Consider the following 22,344-nt stretch of genomic DNA (forward strand, 5'->3'; position numbering starts at 1 on the left):
ACCAGAGTGGATCGTCGATCCGTTGACGAAGGGGAGGAACGCCGACAGTGGATCGTTACAGGAAGTGGGCCTGGGGGCTGGGCATCGCGGCGGTGACCGCGGTGACCGCCTTCGGCGCGGCCTCATGGCAGGCGAACGCCGCGCCGTCACCGAGCACACCGCCGGGTGTGGCCGCCGAGCAGCCGAGGGTGTCCGATCCGCAGGTCGGTCCGGAGCCCGCCGCCGGAACGGGCAGCGATCCGCTGACCGGCACCGAGGTGGCGAACGCCCGCAAGCTCGCGGTGACCCCACAGCTCGCGGCCACCGCCAGGAATGTCACCGGCGCCGCCGGCCCGGAATACCTCTCGGCCGAAGTGGACGCCGAATCCGGTGGCCGCCACGCCGAGCTGTACTACTACGACTACGGAACCGACAAGCTCATCAAGCAGGTCGTCGACCTGGCGACGGGCAAGCTCGCCGGGTCGTACTCCGCCACGCGGATGCAACCGCCGGCGTCGCCGGGCGAGGTCACGGCCGCGCTGGACCTGCTCCTGGCCGACCCGCTCGCGGCCGACCTCAAGGACGGCTACCGCAAGGCCACGGGCAGGGAACTCGCGGGCAAGGACGGCCTGATCGCGGACGCGCACGTCTACACGGCGGACCCGGCCGACACCGGAGCGGGCCAGTGCGGAGCGCACCGGTGCCTGCAGCTGGTCGTGCAGACCGGGGACGGCCACTTCATCGACGTGAACCACATCATCATCGACCTCTCCGGGCGCACGGTCGCCCGCCTGAAGTAACGGGGAACGGCAGCATGACGTACCGAACGGCAGCGGCCGCCGCTGCCCTCCTGACCGCAGCGACCGCGATGGCGGTGCCCTCCACGGCCACGGCCGCGCCGGCACCCGCACCCTGCGCCGCGTCCAACATGGTCAAGGAGACCCTGCCCAACGGGACCACCTGGCAGCTGTGCTGGCGGATGAACGACAAGGCGGGCCTGGTCCTGGAGAAGGTCTCCGTCGCCTCCCAGCGTTATCCCCAGTCGGTGCAGGTGCTGGACTCGATCCGGCTGGCGCAGCTCAACGTGCCCTACGACTCCGGCGACACGGAGTACAACGACCTGACCACGTACGGGTTCGGCGGCAGCAGCCTGCAGACGCTCACCGGCGACGACTGCAAGGGCGGATCGGCGCGGGTCGGATCGGACGGCAGCGAGCAGCCGGAACGGCGCAAGGTGCTGTGCGTCAGCGCGGAGCAGTCCGGGCTCGCCTACCGTTCCGCCGACGACCGGGCCGTCCTGTCGAAGGCGGGCCAGGATCTCGTGCTGCGCGCCATCAGCAAGGTGGGCTGGTACGAGTACGTGACCGAGTACCGGCTGCACGACGACGGGCAGATCTCCGCCCGCCTCGGCGCGACCGGCGACCTCTCCCCCAACGACTACGTCAACGCCGACCGGGGCTGGCCGATCGGCAAGGACGCCCGCGACTTCGCCGCGATGCACTACCACAGCGCATTCTGGCGGGTGGACTTCAACCTCGCGGGCAAGGGCCACGAGCAGGTCGAACAATACGACTCGAAGCTCGACGGCCGGGGCACGACCGCCACGCGGCTCAAGACCACCCGTACCGCGATCACCAAGGAAGGCACGTTCTCCAAGGTGAACCAGCGCTGGTGGCGCCTGGTCAGCCCGACGAGCAGGAACGAGGACGGGCACAAGCGCTCGTACGAGCTGGTGGCCGGAGCCGACGATCGCTACGAGGGACACCCGGAGACCAAGCCGGACGTCACGTTCACCGAGAAGAACGCCTGCGAGAAGTGGGCCACCGAGAACACGCTCGACCCGGCCTGCCCCCGGGACAAGAAGAGCATCCTCGACTTCGCCCGGGACAAGGCGACGCTCACCGACCCGGTGATGTGGGTGCGGGTGGGTTTCCACCACGTGCCACGCGACGAGGACCAGAGCCCGATGCCCCTGCACTGGCAGGGCTTCGACCTGCTGCCGCGCGACTTCACCCCGATGAACCAGCTCACCCCGGACACCCGTACGGGCGCCAACGGCGCGCCGCGGTGAGGCTGCGCACCCGGTGACGCCCGCGCCGGCCCGGTCCCCGCGACCGGGCCGGCCCGCCGCCGGGCAACGACCCGCCGCCGAGGAAGGACCCGCCATGCCCCTGCGCCGCCTGGGCGCCGCGATCGTGCTGGCCGCCACCGCGCTGACCGTCGGCGCCCTCGCCCTGCGCCACCAACAGCCACCGCAGCAACCGGTCGCGGACGCGTCGGTGGCGCCGCCCTCCGGAATCGACGTGCATTTCGCGGTCATGATGATCGTGCATCACGCGCAGGCGATCCAGATGAGCCGCGCGCTGGTCGCCAAACCCGGTGTCCCGGAACGCCTCCGGCTGATCGCCGAGTACATCGTCCACGACCAGCAGCGGGAGATCGACGAGACGAATGCCTGGCTGACCGCCTGGGGCGAGCAGCCGGTGGACGCCACGTCCCCGGATCGCGGCCGGACGCACGGCGGCGCGGGTGCCGCCGCGCACGGGATGCTGACCGAGGCTCAGCTGCGTGAACTGGATCGGGCCGAGGGCGCGAAGGCCACCACCCTCTTCCTGCGGCTCATGATCGAACACCATCAGGGCGCGATCACCATGTCCCGCTCCCTACTGGACGGCGGCGGCCGCAACGTCTACATCCACGGCCTGGCCAAACACGTCATCCGGGAGCAGTCCGCCGAGAACGACGCCATGCGCGCCCTGCTCCCGGCCGGCCGTCCCTAGCGGGGCAGCGGGGGAAGCGCCGGCCCGTCGAGCCAGGCGGCGAACAGCCCGTCCAGCGGCTCCCTGGCGAACTGCTGGGCGTGCTCCCGGAACTTCTCGGTCGTCACCGTCGCGTGCCGGTTCTCCGCGACCCACGCCCGCAGCAGCGCGAAGAACGACTCGTCCCCGACCGTCTTGCGCAGTGCGTGCACCGTGAGCGCGCCGCGCTTGTAGACCAGCGGGTCGAACATCCGGTCGATGCCGGGATCGCCGAGGATGACGTCCATCGGACGAGCCGCGACGCGGCCGTACCAGTGCGCCGCCAGGGCGTCCGTCGACAGCTCACCGCAGACGCCGGACCACAGCCACTCGGCGTACGTGGCGAAGCCCTCGTTGAGCCATATGTGGCGCCAGTCGGCGACCGTGAGGCTGTTGCCGAACCACTGGTGGGCCAGTTCATGCACGACGAGCCGCTCGTGGGTGCGCCGCCCGTCGACATGGTTTCTGCCGAACACCGCCATGCCCTGCGCCTCGATCGGATCGTCGAGGTCGTCATCGGCGACCACCACGTCGTACTCGTCGAACGGGTACGGTCCGAACAGCCGTTGCAGCGCCTCCATGATCTGCCCGTGCCGGCCGAAATCATGGGCGAACCGGGCACGCAGGGCAGGCGGGATCGCAGCGCGCTGGACCACGCCGCCCAGGGCGAGGTCGACCATCACGTACCGCCCGACCTGAACGCTCATGAGGTACGGGGCGGTGGGTTCCCGTCGCTCGTACACCCACGTGGTGCTGCCCGCGTCCCGACGCCGGGAGACGAGATCCCCGGTGACCAGGACGGTGTACAGCGACGAGGTCGTGAGCGTCACCCGGAACGCGGCCTTCTGGCTGGGCTGGTCGTTGCACGGGAACCAGGACGGTGCCCCGTTCGGCTGGCTGGCGACGAGCGCACCGTCGGTGAGCTCGTCCCAGCCGATGTCGCCCCACCGGCCGGAGATGGGCACCGGCTTACCGGCGTACCGGATCTCGACCCGGAACGTCTCCCCGGCGCCGATCGGACGCTCCGGCCTGATCTGTAGTTTGTCCGGACGGTGGAGGTATCTCGCCGGTCGGCCGTCCACCTGGACGTCCTGAACCCGGAAGCGGCCCAGGTCGAGGGTGAACCGCGACAACGGCTGGACGGCCACCGCGGTGATGGTCGCCTTGCCGGCGAGGCGGTTGGGCGCGACCCGGTACTCGAGGTCGAGGTCGTAGTGCTGGACCCGGTAGCCGCCGTTGCCGTGCTGGGGAAGGTACGAGTCGGTCGAACGTTCGGCACCGGGTGTGGCGCCGGACGCCGTCGGCACCTTCCGGATCATGCCCGGCGGGGGGCCGGTGCGGGCCAGGTCGCGATCGGGTTGCCGCGCCACCGGCTGTCCTCGGGCACGGCGTCGCCGCGGGTCACCAGCGAGCCGGGCCCGACGGTGGTCCGCGCGCCGATGCTCGCGCCGGGCAGAACGATGCCGTGCGGGCCGAGCGCGGCTCCCGCGCCCAGGGTCACCTTGTCCATGCTCATGACACGATCATGAAACAGGTGGGTCTGTACCACGCAACCCCGATTTACGGTCGAGCCGTCGCCCAGACGGACCAGGTCGTACTCGGGCAGCCAGTAGGTCTCCAGCCAGACACCCCGGCCGATCCCGGCGCCGAGCGTCCGCAGCCACGCCGTGAGCAGCGGCGTCCCGGTCGCGAAGCGCACCAGCCACGGCGCGGCGAGCACCTCGACGAACGTGTCGGCCAGCTCGCTACGCCACACGAACGAGGTCCACAGCGCGCGCTCGGTGACCCGGAACCGCCCGACCAGCAGCCACTTCGCGGCCGTCGCGGTCAGCGCGGCGACGATCGTCGCGCCGAGCAGCACCGGCCCGGCGGCCAGCGCGGCCACCCATCCCCCGGCGAGCTGCCACACGTACGTGAGCACGGCCAGCACGCCGGCGGCCAGCGCGGCGGCGCACATCACCGGGATGATCCGGCACAGCTCGATCGCGGCCCGGGCCAGTTTCAGGCGCAGCGGCGGGTCGAAGGTACGACTGGTATCGGCCGACTCGACGGTGCGCCGCAACGGCATCGGCGGTGCACCCAGCCAGGACGAGCCCTTCTTCGCCTTGCGCGGCGCCGAGGACAGCACGCCGACCAGGCCACGCTTGGGCACCGACCGGCCCGGCGCCGCCATCCCGGAGTTGCCGAGGAACGCCTGCTTGCCGATGCGGGCCGGGGCGACCCGCAGCCACCCGTGGCTCAGCTCGTACGTGGCGACCATGGTGTCGTCGGCCAGGAACGCGCCGTCGTCGACCGTGGTCATCGCGGGCAGCGCCAGCACGGTCGACGCCTCCACCCCGCGGCCCACCTTCGCGCCCAGCAGCCGCAGCCACACCGGCGTGAACAGGCTGGCGTACAGCGGGAACAGCCCCACCCGGGCCATCCCCATGAGCCGCTCGGTCGTCCAGACCTGCCACGCCACCCGGCCCTGCACCGGGTGGTACCCGGCACCCAAGCCGAGGCTGAGCGCCCGGACGGCGACGAGCACCAGCAGCGCGTAGCCGACGAGGTAGGCGAGCGTCGCGACCGCGACGGCGGCCAGCACCGCGCCCACGGTCGGCCGGTAGGCGGCCGTCCAGCCCAGCACGGCGAGCGCCGGCAGGGCGGCCAGCACCGGCACCAGCCCCAGCAGCTGCGCGGTCAGCCCGTACGCGGTGATCCAGAAGCGGGACCGCATCCTCGAACGCCGCGGGCGCTGCGCGGGCCACTCGCCCGGGTCCTTGGCCGCCGGTGCGGCCGGTGAGCCGGCCCAGCGCTGGTTGGCCGGGACGGCACCGGACACAGTCGAGCCCGCCGCGATCCGCGCGCCCTTACCGATCCGGGCGCCGGGCATCAGCGTGCTGCGGGCCCCGACCCGGGCACCCGCGCCGACCCGCACCCTGCCGATGTGCACGACGTCGCCGTCCACCCAGTGGCCGGACAGGTCGACCTCCGGCTCGATCGCCGCACCGCGACCGAGCTTGAGCAGGCCGGTGACCGGCGGCGCGGAGTGCAGGTCCACGTCCACCCCGACCTCGGCACCGAGCGCCCGGGCGTAGGTGATCATCCAGGAGGCCCCGGCGACGCTGGTCGCACCGGTCAGCTCGGCGAGCCGCTCGGCGGCCCACAGCCGCAGGTGCACGCTGCCGCCACGCGGGTAGCTGCCCGGGCGTACGCCGCGCAGCAGCAGCCGCGCCGCCCCGGCCGACAGGCCGATCCGGCCGAGCGGGCTGAACAGCAGCACCCAGCCCAGCGCGACCCACCACCAGGACACGACCGGCGCCCACGGCGCAGGAGTGAGAGCTGCGAGGACGTTGCCCAGCGCGGCCAGGACGGTCAGCCAGCGGAGCCCGACCAGCGCGAGCATCGGCAGCATCAGCACGCCCTGGACCAGCCCGGCGCGGCGCGGCGTCGGCCGGACCTCGCGGCGGACCGCGGCGGTGGTGCCGAGCCCGTCGAGCACCGCCGCGAGCTGCGACAGCTTCGGGTGCAGGTAGATGTCGGCCACCGAGACCTGCGGGTGCCGGCGCCTGACCCACGCCACCAGCTGCGCCGCGCTCAGGCTACCGCCGCCGTGGTTGAAGAAGTCGGCATCGGCCTCGGTGGGACGTACCCCGAGGATCTCCTCCCACCCGCAGGCCAGCCACTCCTGCGTCGCGGTCAACTCGCCCGCGGCGTCGTCCACGGTGCTCAGCGGCCAGGGCAGCGCCGCGCGGTCCACCTTTCCGGACGTACGGGTCGGCAGCGCGTCCACCACGGCCAGCAGCGGCACGAGCGCCGCGGGCAGCTGCTCACGGATGCGCAGTGTCGCCACCGCGGGATCGAAGTCGGTGCCGTCGTGCGGCACGACGTAACCCACCAGGAGCTGGTTGCCCGCCGCGGTCCGCTGCACCGCGGCCGCCGCACCGGCGACCCCCGGCAGCGCCTGCAACGCGGCGTCGACCTCGCCGAGCTCGATCCGGCGCCCGCCGAGTTTGACCTGCTCGTCACCGCGGCCGACGAACAGCAGGCCCTCGGGCTCCGCCCGGACGATGTCCCCGCTGCGGTACGCGCGCGACCAGCCCAGGGCCGGCAGAGCCGCGAACTTCTCGGCGTCCTTGCCCGCGTCGAGATAGCGCGCGAGTCCCACCCCGCCGATCACCAACTCGCCGGTCTCGCCCATGGAGACCGGCTCGCCGGACGGGTCGACCACCGCAAGCTGCCAGCCGGCCAGCGGCAGCCCGATGCGCACGGGCCCGTCGCCGGTCATCCGCGCGGCACAGGCGACCACGGTCGCCTCGGTCGGACCGTAGGTGTTCCAGACCTCGCGGGCCCCGACGGCCAGCCGCTCCGCCAGCTCCGGCGGGCACGCCTCACCCCCGAAGATCAGCAGCCGGACGTCGTCCAACGCGCCGACCGGCCATAACGCGGCGAGCGTGGGCACTGTGGACACCACGGTGATGCGCCGCTCGGCCAGCCACGGGCCCAGGTCGACGCCGCTGCGCACCAGGGCACGCTCGGCGGGCACCAGGCACGCGCCGTGCCGCCACGCCAGCCACATCTCCTCGCAGGACGCGTCGAACGCCACCGACAGTCCGGCCAGGACACGGTCCTGCGGGCCGATCGGCTCGCTGACCCCGTCGGCGAGGAACAGGTGCGCTTCGGCGTCCACAAAGGCGGCTGCCGCGCCGTGGCTGACCGCGACACCCTTGGGGGTGCCGGTCGAGCCGGAGGTGAAGATGATCCAGGCGTCGTCGGCGGGGCCGGGCCGGCCGGGCCGGCCCTGCGGAGCGCGGCGCACCGACACCGCCAGGCCGTCACCGAGCACGGCGCAGACCCCGGCCTCGGCGAAGACCAGCTCGGCGCGCTCCTCGGGGTCGTCCGCGTCGACGGGTACGTAGGCGGCACCGGCCGCGAGCACACCGAGGATCGCGAGGTACAGCTCGGCCGTACCGGAAGAGATCCGGACGCCGACCCGGTCGCCGACGCCGATGCCGTGCACGGTGAGCGACGCGCGCACCGCGCCGACCTGATCGGCCAGCTGGCGGTAGGTCAACGTCGCGGTGCCGTGGTCGAGTGCGCCGGCGCCGGGGTGCGCGCGCACGGTCTCCTCGAGAATGTCGACCAGGGTGCGCCGGACCGGATTCGGGGAGGATCGGAAAACCGCTGGTCCTGCCGGGGGGACAGCGATCGGGGGAAGGTCGATCAGCCGCAGATCAGTGGTCTGGGTCACCGGGCGTGCACCATCTTCACCTCGCGGGTCGGCGTCAGCAGGCTGCGGGCCCGCCCTGGGCAGCCCTCAACGTTACGTCGGCATTGCGCAGCGTGTCGGCGAGGTGTCGGATTCGTGACCGTCACCACAGAAAAGTCACCCGGACGGGAGCACTCTCGCGATGATAAGCAAAACGGGCGTCGATGTCGTCGCCCGCATCTATACGGCGGTATCGGCCCGGGCGATCATCCGGGCGTCCGCGTCAGAGCCAGCCGTTCGCCCGGGCGCGGCGGGACGCCTCGATCCGGTTGCGGGTGCCGGTCTTGCCGATCGCCGCGGACAGGTAGTTGCGGACGGTGCTCTCGGACAGGTGCAGCCGGGCCGCGATGTCGGCGACCGTGGCGCCGTCCACGGCCGCGGCGAGGACATGCCGTTCGCGGTCGGTCAGCGGGTTGGGCCCGGCCGACAGGGCCGCGGCCGCCAACGCCGGATCGATCACCCGCTGGCCGGACAGCACCCGCCGGACGGCCACCGCCAGTTCCTCCACCGGACCGTCCTTGACCATGAAACCGGCCGCACCGGCCTCCATCGCCCGCCGCAGGTAGCCGGGCCTGCCGAACGTGGTCAGGATCAGCACCCGGCAGGACGGCACCCGGTCGCGCAACGCGGCCGCCGTGTCCAGGCCGTTGCCGTCCGGCATCTCGATGTCGAGCAGCGCCACGTCCGGTCCGACCCGCACGGCGGCCGCCAGCGCCTCGGCACCGGTCCCGACGTCGGCCACCACCTCGATGTCGGGTTCGAGATTCAACAGCAGGGCCAGCGCCCCGCGCATCATGCCCTGGTCCTCGGCGAGCAGCAGCCGGATCATGCGGGTCACCGCCCCGCCCGTGTCGCGGGGATCTGTGCGATGAGCTGGAGGCCGCCCCCGGGTGCCGGGGCGACGTTCAGCGCTCCGCCCGCCTGCACCAGTCGTTCCCGCAGGCCACGCAGGCCGTTACCCGGGTCCGGCCGCCCGCCCACCCCGTCGTCGCGGACGGTCAGCGACGAGCCGTGAGCATCGGTACGGATCTCGATGTCGCACCGCGACGCACGGCTGTGCCGGAGCACGTTGGTCACCCCCTCCCGCACCACCCAGCCGAACGCGTCATCAGCCTCCACGCCCAGCGGCTGACCGCTCTCCCGTACGGTGACGGCGATTCCGGCATCGGCCAGGGCCGTGCGGGCGCCCGCCACCTCGCGGCCGAAGCTGCGCTCCCGGTAGCCGGTCACCGCCTCGCGCACCTCGGCGAGCGCCGTCCGGCCGATCCGCTCGATGTCGGCGGCCTCCGCCGCGGCCCGGTCCGGATCCATCGGGGTCAGGCGACGGACGACCTCCGCCTTCACCACGACCAGCGACAGCGTGTGGCCGAGCAGGTCGTGCAGATCCCGGGCGAACCGGAGCCGCTCCTGCTCCACCGCGGTCCGAGCCAGTTCCTGCTGGGTCCGGCGCAGCTGTTCCACCAGCTGCGCCATCCGGGCGAACGCGACCGTCATGGCACCCGCCAGCATCGTGATCAACGCCGACTGGGCGACGGTGTCGCCGGCGATCCCGTGCGCCATCCCGATCACCACCACGGCGAGGGTGGCGCCGCCGACCCAGCCGAACGCCCAGCTCCCCCGGGCCGGTCCCACCGCTCCGGCCGTGGCGACGTAGATCAGCAGGACCAGCCAGCCCTCCGGGCCACCGGCGTACGCCCCGGCCAGCGCGATCCCGAGCAGGGCGAGCAACACCAGCCCGGCCCGGTGCAGCAGGGGTGCAACGGCCAGCCCGGCCACGGGGACGGCCACCAGCGCGAGGTAGAGCGACGCGAAGGTGACCAGCCCGGCGGCCGCCAGCCACGCCGGGCGCACCTGGCCGTCCGCGATCGCCGCGGCCGGCGGCACCAGCAGCCAGAACCAGAAGGCGTGGGCGGCCACGAGCAGGAAGCCGCGGCGCTTCGCGCTGGGGGCCGTCGCGCGGCTGACATCGGACATGGCGGATACGGTAGCGATCGCTAGCCGCGCGCCGTCGATCGCCGGTACGCCAGCACCGCGGCGCCCGCGAACGCCACGGTCCACGTGGCGAGCACGCCGAGGCCGGTCCGGGTGGGCGCCAGTCCCGCCACCGAACGCCACCCGAGTTCGGCGAGGCGGTACGTGGGCAGGGCGTGGGCGAGATGCCGCAGCCCGGCCGGGAAGTAGGCCACCGGCACGAGCAGGCCACCGAGCACCGCCAGGCCCAGGAAGGCGACGAACGTGACCGGCTGGGCGAGTTGCGGGGTGAACCCGTACCCGATGGCGAGCCCGAGCAGCGCGAACGGCACCGTGCCGAGCCACATCAGCGCCAGCAGCGCGGCCCACCGGCCGGCATCCAGCTCGACATGGTGTTGCACCCGTCCCGCGACGCCCACCGCGGCCACCGCCGGAACCGCGCTGAGCATGCTGACCACCGCCTTCGCCACCACCGCCTGCCGGCTGGGCAGCGGGGTGACGCGCAGCTGCCGGAGCCAGCCCAGCGCGCGTTCCTGGGCGACGGACGCGCCGACGATGAGTACGCCCGCGACCGCGCCGTAGCCGGCCAGGCCGACCATCAGCGCCGCGGCGTCGTTCAGGCCGTCGAACCGGTCGCCGTCCGCCCCCATCGACGAGAAGACCGCGTACGTCACCACGGGGCCCAGGACGGTGAACAGCATCAGTCGCGGGTCCCGGGCCAGCCGCCGCAGTTCGAACCGCAGGTATGCGCGCATCAGTGCTCCGTTCCGGACGTGGTGAGGGTGAGAAACGCGGCCTCCAGCGGCGCGGCGGTGACTTCCAGGGACCGCAGGTCGCCCCCGGCCGCGGCCAGCGCCCGTACGGTGGCGTCGGAGTCATTCGTGGTCAGCTCGACCCGGCCGCCGCGGACCTCCACCGAACGAACCCCCGGCAGCGACTCCAGTCCCGCCACGGATCTGCCGTCGAGGTCGAAGGTCACCGTGCGGCCCCCGGCGAGGTCCCGGATCTGCGCGGGGGCCGCGTCGGCCACCACCCGCCCTTCGGCGAGCACGACGACCCGGTCGGCGAACAGGTCCGCTTCGGACAGGTGATGGGTGCTGAACACGACCGTGCCGCCGTCGGCCGTGTACCGGCCGATGGCCGCCCAGAACGCCTGCCGGGCGGCGACGTCCATGGCGGAGGTGGGCTCGTCGAGGACCAGCAGCTCCGGGTGGCCGGCCACCGCGAACGCGAACCGGGCGCGTTGCGCCTCGCCACCGGACAGCTTGTCCAGGCGGCGGCCGGCCCGGTCGCTCAGCCCGGCCACGTCGAGAATCCGCGCGGTCTCCAGCGGGCGCGGGTACAGCGCCCGGGCCAGTTCGATCAGCTCCCGGACGGTGGCATTGGGCACGAAACCGCCGTCCTGCAGCATCGCCCCGACCCGCCCCGCCCGGACCGCCTGGGTGGGGGGCCCGCCGAACAGCGTCGCGGAACCGCCGTCCGGCGGCGAGAGGCCGAGCATGATCGAGATGGCGGTGGTCTTGCCCGCGCCGTTCGGCCCGAGCAGGGCGACCGTGCTCCCCCGAGCCACGGTCAGGTCGAGGCCGTTGAGCGCCCTGACGGTGCCGAACCGCCGGACGAGCCCGCTGAGTCGTACCACTGTGTCATTCATGGTCATGACGCTATTCACGGCGCGGTGGTGTCGGCAGGGCCGCCGATACGCAGCGCGCCGGGACAAATGTCCTGGGGCCTTCGGGCGGCTGCCCGGCAGCCTGGTTCGGCTGCCGGGCAGTGGACCCCCGCGGTCTCTACGGCACGACGGCGTACGCCTGCTGCACGGTTTGCTGCACGCGGTTGCCGTTGGTGTCCCACGCCTCGGTGCGCAGCCACACGGAGGTGGCCGCCTTCGGGTCGTGGACCAGGGCCACGTACTGTCCGTGTCCCGCCGTGACCGGTGCGGACTGCCACGTCCGTCCCTCATCGGCGGAGTACGACATGGTGAGCCCGGCGACGCGGCCGGCACCCACGGCGCCCGAGGGCGTGGCGACGCGCACACCGATCCGGTGCGGCTGCCCGGCCTTGGCCGTATTGGTGAGGCTCACCCCCAGGTCGTAGCGCAGTTGCAGCAACGGCTGCCGCTCGCACTGCCCCAGGTCCGGTCCGCAGCCGGTGGTCGTGGGTCGTCGGGAGGTGAAAATCCACACGTTGTCCACCCGGGGTGACATCCGGCGCACCGCCTGACTCGGCGAGTACCACGGATTGGTCGGCGGCAGGACGAACGTGCCCTCCAGGCGGTAGCTGCCCGGGTCGGCCGGCAGGTCGAAGTACGGCGTGTTCAGCCCGGGATACGGCCGGCCGGGAATCTCTGTGCCGTCCCGGAACAGCTTGTAGGTGAACGGATACACCGATCCCCAGTCGATGTCGGCCACGTGCCCGAACGACCCGTCACTGAGGTAGGGGGAGGCGAACAGACGGTCCGGACCCCACCGGAAGAACCCGGCCCCGTCTCCCGAATCCGGCGTCGCCATGGAGATCGGCCCGGCCAGCCAGTCCTCCCGCGGGCCGCGCGAGGAGGAGAAGTCGACCTGGCTGAACATGTTGTGGCTGCCGTCCTCGATGGCCGCGGACCGCCGCCAGAAATCCTTGCGGTCGGTGGGCCCGACGTAGTCGTCGATCTCGGCCGGTGCATTCAGGTAGATGTACGGGTTGGCCGCGGCGCCCGCCGAGTCGGTGCGGAACGCCAGCCACCACTGGTACAGCCCGAGGCCCGGCACGTCGGCGTGGTAGCGGCTGCGCACCTTCGCCAGCGCGCCGGTGCCGACGCGGTGGGTCAGGTCGGCGGGGATGCCGTTGCCCTTGCCGAAGTGCAGGTGGTACATGGCTGCCGGGTTGGGCTTCACGTGCATCTGAAGGGTGCCCGGCGTGGCGCGCAGCCGTTCCCCGTCGGCGTTGCTCACCGACATCTGCGGGATCGCCATCGGGTTGTCCGGGCCGTGTTCGGACGGCTGCCCGATCGGCAGGGCGCCCGCCGCGTCCAGGTATGGCAGGACGGCCACCGCGCCTGCCTCGGCACCGTTGCCGGTGGCGGTCCCGGCGGCCCGCACCGCCGCCCAGTACCGCTCCCAGGGCTGGCCGGTGGTCGGGGCAGGCAGCTTGACCAGGGCCGCCTTGCCTTTGACCCCTGCCTTGGCGAAGTCGTCGGGGGTGCCCGCACCGGCGAACACCAGCGGCAGGTCGCGGTCGCCGGCCAGTTTCGAGGTGACCTGGAACGGCTCGAACTGCGCGGCGATGTCCTTGCCGCCCGCGTGCAGGCGCACGGCTCGCTGCCCGAGCGTGAACGACTGCTGAGCGGTCATCGAGCCCCGCTCGGCCGGTGCGGTGGGCGTCGCGTAGAGCTGGATGTTCTGGTCGCCCCGGCTGGGGAGGAAGAGCGTGATCGAATAGTACGGGCGGACGTTGACCGTCACACCGAGCTGGTGGTCGTACTGCCAGGTCGGTTCCGGCACCTGCGCGCGGGAGGGCACCGCCCGGCGCGCATCGAGTGTGACCGAGGCGCCGTGGTTGCCGACCTTGACGTTGGTGGCGGCCAGGGCCACCCATCGCCGGGTGTCCGTCCGGATGTCGGAGTGCTGGGACAGCACCGAGTAGGTGCCCTCGGGCACGCTGGCCACCCAGACATCGCCCTGCTTGCGCGCCCAGAAGAACACCTCCGCCGGGTCGAACGGGTCGTCGGGGTCGGCGCTGACCTCGTCGCGGACGACCGTCACCGGGCTGTCGCCGGTGAGCTTCCGGCCGTCGAAGCCGAGTTGTGCGACGGTCAGGCTGACGTGCGCCTTCGGCGGGTGCGGCACGTACCAGCTCACCGGCGTACGCAGGGTCACGCCGTGGGGGCCGGTCGCGGTGAGGATGCCGCCGTACACGCCCGGGGCGCCCAGCCGTGGGTCGATCGTGAGATCGAGCGCCGCCGTGCCACCGGCGGGTACGGTCACCGCGTCGCGCGACAGCCTGACCTGGCCGTCGACGGGGGCGCCACCGCTCCACGACGTCACCGACAGGTGTGCCGTCAGCGGCACCGCCGCGGCGGTGCCGTTGGTGTAGGTCAGCGTGCGCGTGGTCGGCGTCGCCGCGCGCTCGAGCCTGCCGAAGCTCGCCGAGGCGGGCCCGGCCACGTGCTGCGTCACCGCGCGTGCCACGTCGAGGCGCCCCGCGCCCTGCTCGTTCCAGCTCCGGGCGTCGTCCTTGGCGGCGGACACCAGCGCGTCCTTGAGCTGTGTCGCGTCCGCTGCGGGCCGGGCCTGCGCCAGCAGCGCGACCGACCCGGTGACATGGGGAGTGGCCATCGAGGTACCCGACAGCGGCACGTACCGCGGGTCGCCGGGAATGTCGGGGAAGGTGCCCGTGGCACGCGCCGCGGTGATGGTCACGCCCGGCGCCACGATCTCCGGCTTCACGGTCGCGTCGCCCAGCCGCGGCCCGCGGTTGGAGAACGCCGCCAGCTTGTCCTGCTTGTCCACCGCGCCCACGGTCAGCGCGGACGTCGCGGCACCGGGCGCTGCCACGCACGGCGCGCAGCCGCTGTTACCGGCCGCGATGACGAACAGCGTGCCGGTCTTCGCGGTGAGTGTGTCGACCAGCTTGCTCAGGTCGTCGGTGCCGTCGCCGGGGTCCCCGCCGAGGCTCAGGTTCACGACCTTCGCCCTGCCGGCCACCCATTCCAGGCCGGCCATGATGGCCGACTCCGGGCACGAGCCGCTGCCGTCGCACACCTTGCCGACCAGCAGTTTCGCCCCGGGCGCGACCCCCTTGTACGTCCCGCCGGACGCCGCGCCGGTGCCGGCGATCGTGGACGCGACGTGGGTGCCGTGCCCGTACGTGTCGTTGCTGTCCTCGCCGTCGACGAAGCTTCTGGCCTCGGTGATGCGCCCGGCGAAGTCCGGATGGGTCGCGTCGATCCCGGTGTCCAGGACGCCCACCGTGATACCGGTGCCGTCGAAGCCCGCCTGCCACACCGCCGGGGCCCCGATCATCGGCACGCTCTCGTCGAGCGTCACCGTCAGCCTGCGGTCCAGTGACAGCCGGGCGATCGAACCACCCAGCCTCGGCGCGGCCGCGTGCCAGAACTCCGCGGCGCGCGCCAGCGGGACCCGTACCCCGGCCAGTTTGGCCGTGGCGATGCGGGCCGTGAGCCGGGCCGCGGGCAGTGCCGCGACCGCCGCCGGTCCGGCCTGGCTCTTGGCGAGCAGGCCGAGTTCTCTTTCGGGGGTACGGCTGCGCAGCGCCACATTGAACAGTGCCCGGTCCAGGGTGCCGGTGGTGACCGCGGCCTGCGCATCCGAGGGGATGACGTAGTAGCCGGTGCGGTCGCCGCGCGCGAGGAAGCTCGGCGGTACGTGACCGGGCCGTGGCGCGGGGTCGATCGTGACGGTGGGCGACGCGCCTGCACGGGCGGTATAGGTCACGACATCGCCGGTGACGAGCGTGACCCGGCGGCCCGGATCGGCTGGCGGCCCGGCGGGGCCGGGCGAGGCCGCGGTCACACCGGGTGGCACGAGGGGCCGGGCGGCGCTGGCCGGGCTTGCCGGACCGGCCAGCGCGACCGCCAGCACCGCCACCCCGAGGGCGGGCAGCAGCTGGTTACGGGACATCACAGTCCTCCATGAATCGATGGACATACATGTCGGCCCGGCCGGGTTGATTGATGATGCTGACTTGTTACGGACCGTCGTGGGAAGAACTCACCGCGGCGGAAACCGCTCCTGGCACCTTTCCGCCACGGTTCCCGGGGCAAGATCACGCCGGGCGGGGGGCAGAATCAGCGCATGCTCGACGCCCTTGATCTCGACCCCGTCGAACAGGCCGTTTACGAGATCCTCATCGAGGGTCCGCCGCAGACTGTGGAGGATCTCGCGGAGGCCGTGTCCCTCGGCGCCGACGTGCTCCGCAGAACCACGGAGACGATGGTGACCAAGCACCTGATCACGCGGGTCCCCGGCCCGCCGTCCCGATACGCCGCGGTGTCACCGGCGACCGCGTTCGAGCAACTGTTCACCGCCCGCGAGCAGGCACTGACGCAGGCCCGGGAGTACGTCGAGCAGTTGCTGGCCCGCTTCCATCAGACCGCCGGCGGCCGCGATCCCGCCGAGCTGGTCGAAATCGTCACCGGCCGCCCGCTGATCCGGCAGCGGTGGATGCAGCTTCAGCGCAGCGCCCGCCGACAACTGCGGGTCGTGGACAAGCCCCCCTATGCCGTGCCCGCGCAGGACAACATCGCCGCCGAATCCGACATGCTGGCCAAGGGCGTCCGGTGCCGCGCCATCTACGACTCGGTCGGCCTGATCGAGTTCCACGATCTGCGTACCGACGTGGAGACCTGCATCGGGCTCGGGGAGGAGGCGCGGGTGATGAACGACGCACCCACCAAACTGGGCCTCATCGACGACCACGCCGCGATCCTGCCCCTGGAACCCGCCCCGGCCCGGCTGGAAAGCATGGTCGTCGTGCACCCGTCCGGCCTGCTCGAAGCGCTCGGCACGCTCTTCGAACACCTGTGGCGCCAGGCCCTTCCGCTGCGCCTGACCGGCCCCGACGAACAGCCCGGCAGCGCCGACCGGCCCACGTCCGACGAACTGCGGCTGCTCAGCCTGCTGGCCAGCGGGGCCACCGACGAGGTCATCGCCGCGCAGCTCGGCCTCGCCCACCGGACCTACCAGCGACGCCTGCGCGCCCTGCTGGACCGGCTCGGGGCCAACACGCGGTTCCAGGCCGGCATGCAGGCCACGCTCCGCGGCTGGCTCAGCGCAGATAGTCCTCGAGCAAGGCCGGAGTGAGACCGGCGTCATGGATGGCCCGCAGTGCCGCGGTGACGTCCTTGATGAACCCGGGCCGGAAATGCATCAGGATGATGTCGCCGGGCTGGATCCTGTGCAGCGGGGTCTGGTAGCGGACCTTTCCGTTGTTGACCGTTTCCGACCAGTAGAACGCGGCCTGCAGGCCGCAGTCGTGGACGGCCTTGAGGGTGTTCCGGTCGTAGTTGCCGTACGGCGGACGGAAGAATCTCACGGTCGTGCCGAACGTCTGCTCGAGGCTCGTCTTCGCCCCGCAGATCTCCTGGCGCTGAAACTCGTACGGCCTGCCCCGCAGGCTGCGATGGGTCAGCGTGTGGTCCTCGATCACCCCGCCGGATGCCGTCAGCCGCTGGAAGAACGACGGGTTCGCGCCGGCGACCGGGGCGATGAGAAACATCGTGAACGGGATGTTCGCCGCCTGCATGAGCTCGTGCGCCTGCGCCAGCTGGGTCTGACCATCGTCCATGGTCAGGAACGCCACCGGCTGATCGACCGGCAGCCTCTGGTAGATCGGAGCGATCGGGCCGCCCGGCAGCGCGATCGGGTGGGGTGCCGGCAGGGGCCCGAACGTGGGCAGTTTGCCCGCGAACGGATTGGCGGCACCAGGTTGGGCGGCTTGCGGTGATTGCGCCGGGCCCGGCGTGCTCGCACTACTGGGGCGAGCCCGGGCCGCCACGGCCGGGGAGCCTGGCGAGTGGCATCCCGCGGTCACCGCCAGGGTGATCGCCGCGACGAGGGCCACGAGTGTGACCGGACGACATCGACGGCGGGCGAGGAACACGGCGAACACGCTAGCGGCCGAGTGCAAGCCCCCGACGTGTGCTCGTCGCGATGTGGCGGAAGTGCCGTAGCATCCGAATTCCGGCATTCATCCGTCGTCGTCACTCCCCGTGAGGTTGGAGGCCATGTGACGCATCCCCCCGGACGGTTCCGACGCTGCCTCACGGTGGCGGCGGCGCTCATCACCGCTCTGGCAACCGTCGCCGCCTGCGACAGCGAGGATCCCGCTCACCGCGCCGAGGCGGCGAACTCCCGGGTGCAACCCTCCGCCTCCGCGGTGCACCCTTCCGCCGCGCCGGCCGGGGCACCGGGACTGTTGCCCGGAATGCCGGCGCCGCTGTCGCCGAGCGACCTCTACGCCGCGGATCGGCCCGGCGCCCTGTCCGCCGTCGTACGCCGGGACAAGCCGCTGGTGTACGTCCCCAATCTGGACGGCAACACGGTGACGGTCATCGACCCACGCACCTACCGCGTGCTGCGCACCGTACCGGTCGGCAAGGGACCCCAGCACGTGGTGCCGTCGTGGGACCTCAGGACGCTGTGGGTCAACAACAACACCGGCAACTCCCTGACACCGATCAACCCGGCCACCGGCCGCTTCGGCAAGCCCGTGCCCGTGGAGGATCCGTACAACCTGTACTTCACGCCGGACGGCAGGTACGCCGTCGTCATGGAAGAGCGGATGAAGGAGATCGTCTTCCGTGACCCGCACACGATGGCGGTCAAGGACACGCTGCCTGTCGGGTGCGCGGGGATCAACCACGCGGATTTCTCCCCGGACGGGCGCTATTTCATCGCGACGTGCGAGTTCTCCGGCGACCTGATCAAAGTCGACACACTGCGGCACACCGTGCTGGGGCGGATCCACCTGCCGGCCGAGCATCCCATGCCGCAGGACATCAAGATCTCCCCGGACGGGCGCACCTGGTACGTCGCCGACATGCAGACCAGCGGCGTGTGGGTCCTCGACGGCGACCGTTTCACCACACCCACGTTCGTGCCCACCGGTGACGGCGCGCACGGTCTCTACCCCAGCCGGGATTCCCGGTTCCTGTACGTCGCCAACCGGGGTGAGGGAAGCGTCTCGCTCATCAGCTTCGCCACCGGCAAGGTCGTCACGAAGTGGCGGCTACCCGGCCACACGAGCCCCGACATGGGCGGCGTCTCCGCCGACGGCAAGGTCCTCTGGCTCTCCGGGCGCTACCACGCCGAGGTGTACGCCATCGACACCGCCAACGGCCGCCTGCTCGCCCGCATCAAGGTCGGCGGGCAACCCCACGGCCTGTGCGTCTGGCCGCAGCCCGGCCGCTACTCCCTCGGCCACACCGGCATCCTGCGCTGACCCGCCCGGAGCCTATCGAGGCGGCTCCGTCGCGGGCAGGATGCGGCCACGGACCTCGCCGAAACCGATGACCGCACCGTCCGCGCCGGGCGCGGTCGCGCTGATCGCGATCTCGTCGCCGTCCTCGAGGAACGTACGGGTCGTGCCGTCCGGCAGCTGCACGGGTTCCGTGCCGCCCCACGACAGTTCGATGAGCGAGCCGCGCTGGTCGGGGCGCTCCCCGCTGATCGTGCCGGAGGCGTAGAGGTCGCCGGTGCGCACCGACGCGCCGTTGGCGGTCAGGTGCGCCAGCATCTGCGCGCCGGTCCAGTACATGCCGTCGAACCTCGGGCGGGAGACGACGTGGCCGTTGAGCCGCACCTCGAGGCGTACGTCCAGCCCCCACGGCGGCGTCCGCGCATCGTCGAGGTACGGCAGCAGCGGCACGGTCCGCGCCGGTGGTGTCACCCGGGCGGGAGCGAGCGCGGCCAGCGGCACGATCCAGGGTGAGACGGAGGTGGCGAAGGACTTGCCGAGGAACGGGCCGAGGGGCACGTACTCCCAGGCTTGGATGTCGCGGGCGGACCAGTCGTTGACCAGGCAGACGCCGAACACGTGCTCGGGAAACCGGGTGAGGTCGACGGGCCTGCCCAGCCGCGACGGGGTGCCGACCACGAAGCCCAGCTCGGCCTCGATGTCGAGGCGCGCCGACGGTCCAAAGGTGATCTCGCCGTCGGTGCCGCGGCGCTGGCCGCAGGGCCGGACGATGTCGGTGCCGGAGCCGACGATGGTGCCGGCCCGGCCGTGGTAGCCGATCGGGAGGTGTTTCCAGTTCGGCGTCAGCGGGTCCTGGCCGGGCCGGAACATCCGTCCGAGGTTGGTCGCGTGCTGCTCGGAGGCGTAGAAGTCGACGTAGTCGGCGACCGTGAACGGCAGATGCAGTACGGCGTCGGTCGCCGGTACGAGGTGCGGGCCCAGCTGCTCACTGAACGTGGCGTCGGTGAGCCACGCGGTCACCAGGGCGCGCACCTGTGACCAGGCCTGGGGTCCGGCGGCCAGCAGAGCGTCCAGCGACGGTCCCGCCACGGTGGGCGCCAGCGGCGAGGCCAGGCGCCGCATGGCTGCCGCCAGGTCCAGGATCATCTCGCCGATCGCGACACCGACCCGGGCCTCCGGCTCGGACGCCGTACTGAACACCCCGTAGGGCAGGGTGGCGACGCCGAACGGATGATCCGCCGGGATGTCGAGCCAGGTGGCGGCAGAGACGGTGGTCAACGTGGGTCCTCCGGGAGAAGTCCGTGGTGCAGCAGGCCGTCGACCGGCTCAGTGATGCTGCACGTGCCGAAACTGACGAAATGGTGGCGCACCCGTTCGGCCAGGGAGTCGTCGATCCCGGCGACCGCGGCGGCCACCCGGGCGCCTTCGGTGTCGGCCAGCACCGCGGCGATTGCGTCGGTGGTCGCGCCGTCCAGGGCGCGGGCGGTCGCCAGCAGCACGTTCAGGAAGCCGTGGTGTTCGAAGCCGGTGACCGGATCCCGGTGCCGGATCGGGTCGTGCAGGCCCGCGGTGAGCTTGAAGGCGACGCCGCCGCGCACCGCCGCGTCCAGCACACCGGCCAGCTGCCGCTCGTCGGGGAAGGCCGTCGCGGCCACCCCGCCGGTGCGGACCTTGAGTCGAAGTCCGGCCTCGGCCAGCGTGGCGGCCCGCGCCGCCGTGACGTCGGCCCACGGCAGCTCGACGTAGGTGTGCACCGTCGACGGCGCGTGCCCCGCGACGGTGGCCGCCAGCGTGGCGAGCCCGTCGGCGGACGCCGGAACCTCCAGCGCCACCAGGTCCACCCGGGGCTCCGCGCCCGCCTGCGCGATCCCGGCGGCGACGTCGCCGGCGCCGCCGGGGAGGGTGAGCGCGACCGGCAGCGGGGTTCCGGCGGTCAGCGCCGGCCTGAGCTCCGCCCACCGTGGCAGGGAACAGATGAACGGGCCGAGCAGCGGCGCCAGCGGCGACGACGCCCGGGCGCGGTGGGCCCGCACGGCATCGGGCACTGCGGCGTTGCCGGGCGGGAAGATGGCGGCGTCGTCCAGCAGGCCGCCGAAGAGCCGGGCGGACGCGGTCCGGGTCACGGTCACGAGGCCGGGCCCCGTCCCGCCCAGGTCCAGGCGTACCGGCCGTCGTCGCAGGCGCGGCCGGCCTCGCCGAGGCCGAGCGGCCGGAAGGTGTCCACCATGACCGCGAGTTCGTCGAAGCGTTCCGCCCCGAGGCTGGCCTCGATGGCGCTCGGCTGCGGGCCGTGCGAGTGGCCGCCGGGGTGCAGCGAGATGGAGCCGACGTTGATCCCGGAGCCTTTGCGGGCCTCGTAGTCGCCGCCGACGTAGAACATGACCTCGTCGCTGTCCACATTCGAGTGGTAGTACGGCACCGGCACGGCCAACGGGTGGTAGTCCACCTTGCGCGGCACGAAGTTGCAGATGACGAAGTTGGTGCCCTCGAAGACCTGGTGCACCGGCGGCGGCTGGTGGACCCGGCCGGTGATCGGCTCGAAGTCGGCGATGTTGAAGGCGTACGGGTACAGGCAACCGTCCCAGCCCACGACGTCGAACGGGTGGTGGGGCGTCACGTGCACGGTCCCGGTGAGCCCGGCCGGGCCGTCGCCGCGGTGCTTGATGTAGACCTCGACGTCCTGCTCGTCGACGATCCGCGGCGTCCCCGGGGTTCGCAGGTCCCGCTCGCAGTACGGCGAATGTTCCAGGAACTGGCCGTAGCGCGACAGGTACCGCTTGGGCGGGGCGATGTGGCTGTTGGCCTCGATGACGTACAGGCGCAGCGGATCGCTGCCCGCGGGCACCCAGCGGTGGGTGGTCGCGCGCGGGATGATCACGTAGTCGCCGGCACCGACCTCCAGGTCACCGAAGACCGTTTCCACGGTGCCGGTGCCGGACTCGACGTACGCGCATTCGTCGCCCGTGGCGTTGCGGTAGAGCGGCGAAACCTCACCGGCCACCACGTAGGCGATCCGGACGTCGGCGTTGCCCAGCACGAGGCGCCGGTCGCGCACCGCGTCCCGCGCCTTCCACTCCTGCTCGCCGAACAGGTCGTGCAGTTTCAGGTGCCGGGGCAGCAACGGCTGGTTCGGCACGGTCGCCAGGTCGGGCAGGTCCCAGGCGCGCGCGTCGACGATGGCCGAGGGTACGTGCCGGTGGTACAGCAGCGACGAGTCCGAGGAGAAGCCCTCCTCCCCCATCAGCTCCTCGTAGTAGAGGGAGCCGCCGGCGTCGCGGTGCTGGGTGTGCCGTTTCGCCGGGATGCTGCCGGCTCGCTGGTAGTGCGCCATCCGTACCTCCGTTCGTGCCCGACGGGTTGCCGATGCGCCGGTCAGACGTTGTGAGCGTGTCACGCACGGACCTGAACTGATCCCCCTTCAGCGGG

At 72.3% G+C, this 22,344-nt stretch carries 16 protein-coding genes; 5 read left to right on the plus strand and 11 right to left on the minus strand.

Annotation, left to right across the window (positions count from 1 at the left end; translation table 11 throughout):
• Positions 1–47 precede the first annotated feature (47 nt).
• The 3 genes from ACMCNO_RS20925 (at position 48) to ACMCNO_RS20935 (ending at position 2,759) form a co-directional block, all read left to right on the plus strand.
• Positions 48–779, plus strand: coding sequence for a hypothetical protein (locus ACMCNO_RS20925; protein ID WP_412751147.1), 732 nt, complete (start codon positions 48–50; stop codon positions 777–779).
• A 14-nt stretch (positions 780–793) separates the two neighbouring features.
• Positions 794–2,050: a primary-amine oxidase gene (locus ACMCNO_RS20930; RefSeq protein ID WP_412751148.1), complete on the plus strand. Its 1,257-nt coding sequence runs from the start codon at positions 794–796 to the stop codon at positions 2,048–2,050.
• A 94-nt stretch (positions 2,051–2,144) separates the two neighbouring features.
• Positions 2,145–2,759, plus strand: coding sequence for a DUF305 domain-containing protein (locus tag ACMCNO_RS20935; protein ID WP_412751149.1), 615 nt, complete (start codon positions 2,145–2,147; stop codon positions 2,757–2,759).
• On the opposite strand, the gene ACMCNO_RS20940 is transcribed toward ACMCNO_RS20935, so the two are convergent.
• From ACMCNO_RS20940 to ACMCNO_RS20970, 7 genes are all read right to left on the minus strand, one after another.
• Positions 2,756–4,096: a M1 family metallopeptidase gene (locus tag ACMCNO_RS20940; protein ID WP_412753764.1), complete on the minus strand. Its 1,341-nt coding sequence runs from the start codon at positions 4,094–4,096 to the stop codon at positions 2,756–2,758. The genes ACMCNO_RS20935 and ACMCNO_RS20940 overlap by 4 nt on opposite strands.
• Positions 4,093–8,007 (minus strand): Pls/PosA family non-ribosomal peptide synthetase, encoded by a 3,915-nt coding sequence (locus ACMCNO_RS20945; protein ID WP_412751150.1) that lies wholly within the window; start codon positions 8,005–8,007, stop codon positions 4,093–4,095. The genes ACMCNO_RS20940 and ACMCNO_RS20945 overlap by 4 nt, the downstream gene beginning before the upstream one ends.
• Positions 8,008–8,248: 241 nt before the next feature.
• Positions 8,249–8,854 carry a response regulator transcription factor gene (locus ACMCNO_RS20950; RefSeq protein WP_412751151.1) on the minus strand — a complete coding sequence of 202 codons (606 nt, stop codon included), beginning with the start codon at positions 8,852–8,854 and terminating at the stop codon, positions 8,249–8,251.
• A gap of 5 nt (positions 8,855–8,859) precedes the next feature.
• A complete protein-coding gene (locus tag ACMCNO_RS20955) occupies positions 8,860–9,999 on the minus strand; it encodes a sensor histidine kinase (RefSeq protein ID WP_412751152.1) in 1,140 nt (379 codons plus the stop codon).
• 20 nt (positions 10,000–10,019) lie between these two features.
• Positions 10,020–10,751: an ABC transporter permease gene (locus ACMCNO_RS20960; RefSeq protein WP_412751153.1), complete on the minus strand. Its 732-nt coding sequence runs from the start codon at positions 10,749–10,751 to the stop codon at positions 10,020–10,022.
• Complete coding sequence (locus ACMCNO_RS20965) at positions 10,751–11,647, minus strand: ABC transporter ATP-binding protein (protein ID WP_412751154.1); 897 nt, start codon at positions 11,645–11,647, stop codon at positions 10,751–10,753. The genes ACMCNO_RS20960 and ACMCNO_RS20965 overlap by 1 nt, the downstream gene beginning before the upstream one ends.
• A gap of 136 nt (positions 11,648–11,783) precedes the next feature.
• Positions 11,784–15,620 (minus strand): S8 family peptidase, encoded by a 3,837-nt coding sequence (locus tag ACMCNO_RS20970; protein ID WP_412751155.1) that lies wholly within the window; start codon positions 15,618–15,620, stop codon positions 11,784–11,786.
• A gap of 174 nt (positions 15,621–15,794) precedes the next feature.
• On the opposite strand from ACMCNO_RS20970, the gene ACMCNO_RS20975 reads away from it, so the two are divergent.
• Positions 15,795–16,802, plus strand: coding sequence for a helix-turn-helix domain-containing protein (locus ACMCNO_RS20975; protein ID WP_412751156.1), 1,008 nt, complete (start codon positions 15,795–15,797; stop codon positions 16,800–16,802).
• On the opposite strand, the gene ACMCNO_RS20980 is transcribed toward ACMCNO_RS20975, so the two are convergent.
• A complete protein-coding gene (locus ACMCNO_RS20980; RefSeq protein ID WP_412751157.1) occupies positions 16,768–17,562 on the minus strand; it encodes a polysaccharide deacetylase family protein in 795 nt (264 codons plus the stop codon). The genes ACMCNO_RS20975 and ACMCNO_RS20980 overlap by 35 nt on opposite strands.
• A gap of 165 nt (positions 17,563–17,727) precedes the next feature.
• Between ACMCNO_RS20980 and ACMCNO_RS20985 the strand changes: the two genes are divergently transcribed.
• The gene (locus tag ACMCNO_RS20985) at positions 17,728–18,942 is read left to right on the plus strand and encodes a hypothetical protein (RefSeq protein ID WP_412751158.1); all 1,215 of its coding nucleotides are present in this window, start codon (positions 17,728–17,730) and stop codon (positions 18,940–18,942) included.
• Between the two features lie 12 nt (positions 18,943–18,954).
• Here ACMCNO_RS20985 and fahA read toward each other — a convergent pair whose 3' ends face one another.
• The 3 genes from fahA to ACMCNO_RS21000 are packed head-to-tail and all read right to left on the minus strand — an operon-like array spanning position 18,955 to position 22,249.
• A complete protein-coding gene (gene fahA / locus ACMCNO_RS20990) occupies positions 18,955–20,196 on the minus strand; it encodes a fumarylacetoacetase (RefSeq protein ID WP_412751159.1) in 1,242 nt (413 codons plus the stop codon).
• On the minus strand, positions 20,193–21,047 hold the full coding sequence (locus ACMCNO_RS20995; protein WP_412751160.1) for a hypothetical protein: 855 nt from the start codon (positions 21,045–21,047) through the stop codon (positions 20,193–20,195). Before ACMCNO_RS20995 ends, fahA begins: the two co-directional genes overlap by 4 nt.
• Entirely contained in the window at positions 21,044–22,249 is a 1,206-nt protein-coding gene (locus ACMCNO_RS21000; protein ID WP_412751161.1) for a homogentisate 1,2-dioxygenase, read from the minus strand. Before ACMCNO_RS21000 ends, ACMCNO_RS20995 begins: the two co-directional genes overlap by 4 nt.
• Positions 22,250–22,344: the final 95 nt, after the last annotated feature.

This window comes from Krasilnikovia sp. M28-CT-15 (assembly GCF_047159595.1).
GTDB lineage: Bacteria > Actinomycetota > Actinomycetes > Mycobacteriales > Micromonosporaceae > Actinoplanes.

What these genes read in the sequence shown, in the direction of transcription:
- ACMCNO_RS20960 (WP_412751153.1), bottom strand. Translation starts at nt 10,751, where the DNA reads ATGCGCGCATACCTGCGGTTCGAACTGCGGCGGCTGGCCCGGGACCCG.
- ACMCNO_RS20930 (WP_412751148.1), top strand. Translation starts at nt 794, where the DNA reads ATGACGTACCGAACGGCAGCGGCCGCCGCTGCCCTCCTGACCGCAGCG.
- ACMCNO_RS20975 (WP_412751156.1), top strand. Translation starts at nt 15,795, where the DNA reads ATGCTCGACGCCCTTGATCTCGACCCCGTCGAACAGGCCGTTTACGAG.
- ACMCNO_RS20970 (WP_412751155.1), bottom strand. Translation starts at nt 15,620, where the DNA reads ATGTCCCGTAACCAGCTGCTGCCCGCCCTCGGGGTGGCGGTGCTGGCG.
- ACMCNO_RS20940 (WP_412753764.1), bottom strand. Translation starts at nt 4,096, where the DNA reads ATGATCCGGAAGGTGCCGACGGCGTCCGGCGCCACACCCGGTGCCGAA.
- ACMCNO_RS20935 (WP_412751149.1), top strand. Translation starts at nt 2,145, where the DNA reads ATGCCCCTGCGCCGCCTGGGCGCCGCGATCGTGCTGGCCGCCACCGCG.
- ACMCNO_RS20965 (WP_412751154.1), bottom strand. Translation starts at nt 11,647, where the DNA reads ATGAATGACACAGTGGTACGACTCAGCGGGCTCGTCCGGCGGTTCGGC.
- ACMCNO_RS21000 (WP_412751161.1), bottom strand. Translation starts at nt 22,249, where the DNA reads ATGGCGCACTACCAGCGAGCCGGCAGCATCCCGGCGAAACGGCACACC.
- ACMCNO_RS20955 (WP_412751152.1), bottom strand. Translation starts at nt 9,999, where the DNA reads ATGTCCGATGTCAGCCGCGCGACGGCCCCCAGCGCGAAGCGCCGCGGC.
- ACMCNO_RS20950 (WP_412751151.1), bottom strand. Translation starts at nt 8,854, where the DNA reads ATGATCCGGCTGCTGCTCGCCGAGGACCAGGGCATGATGCGCGGGGCG.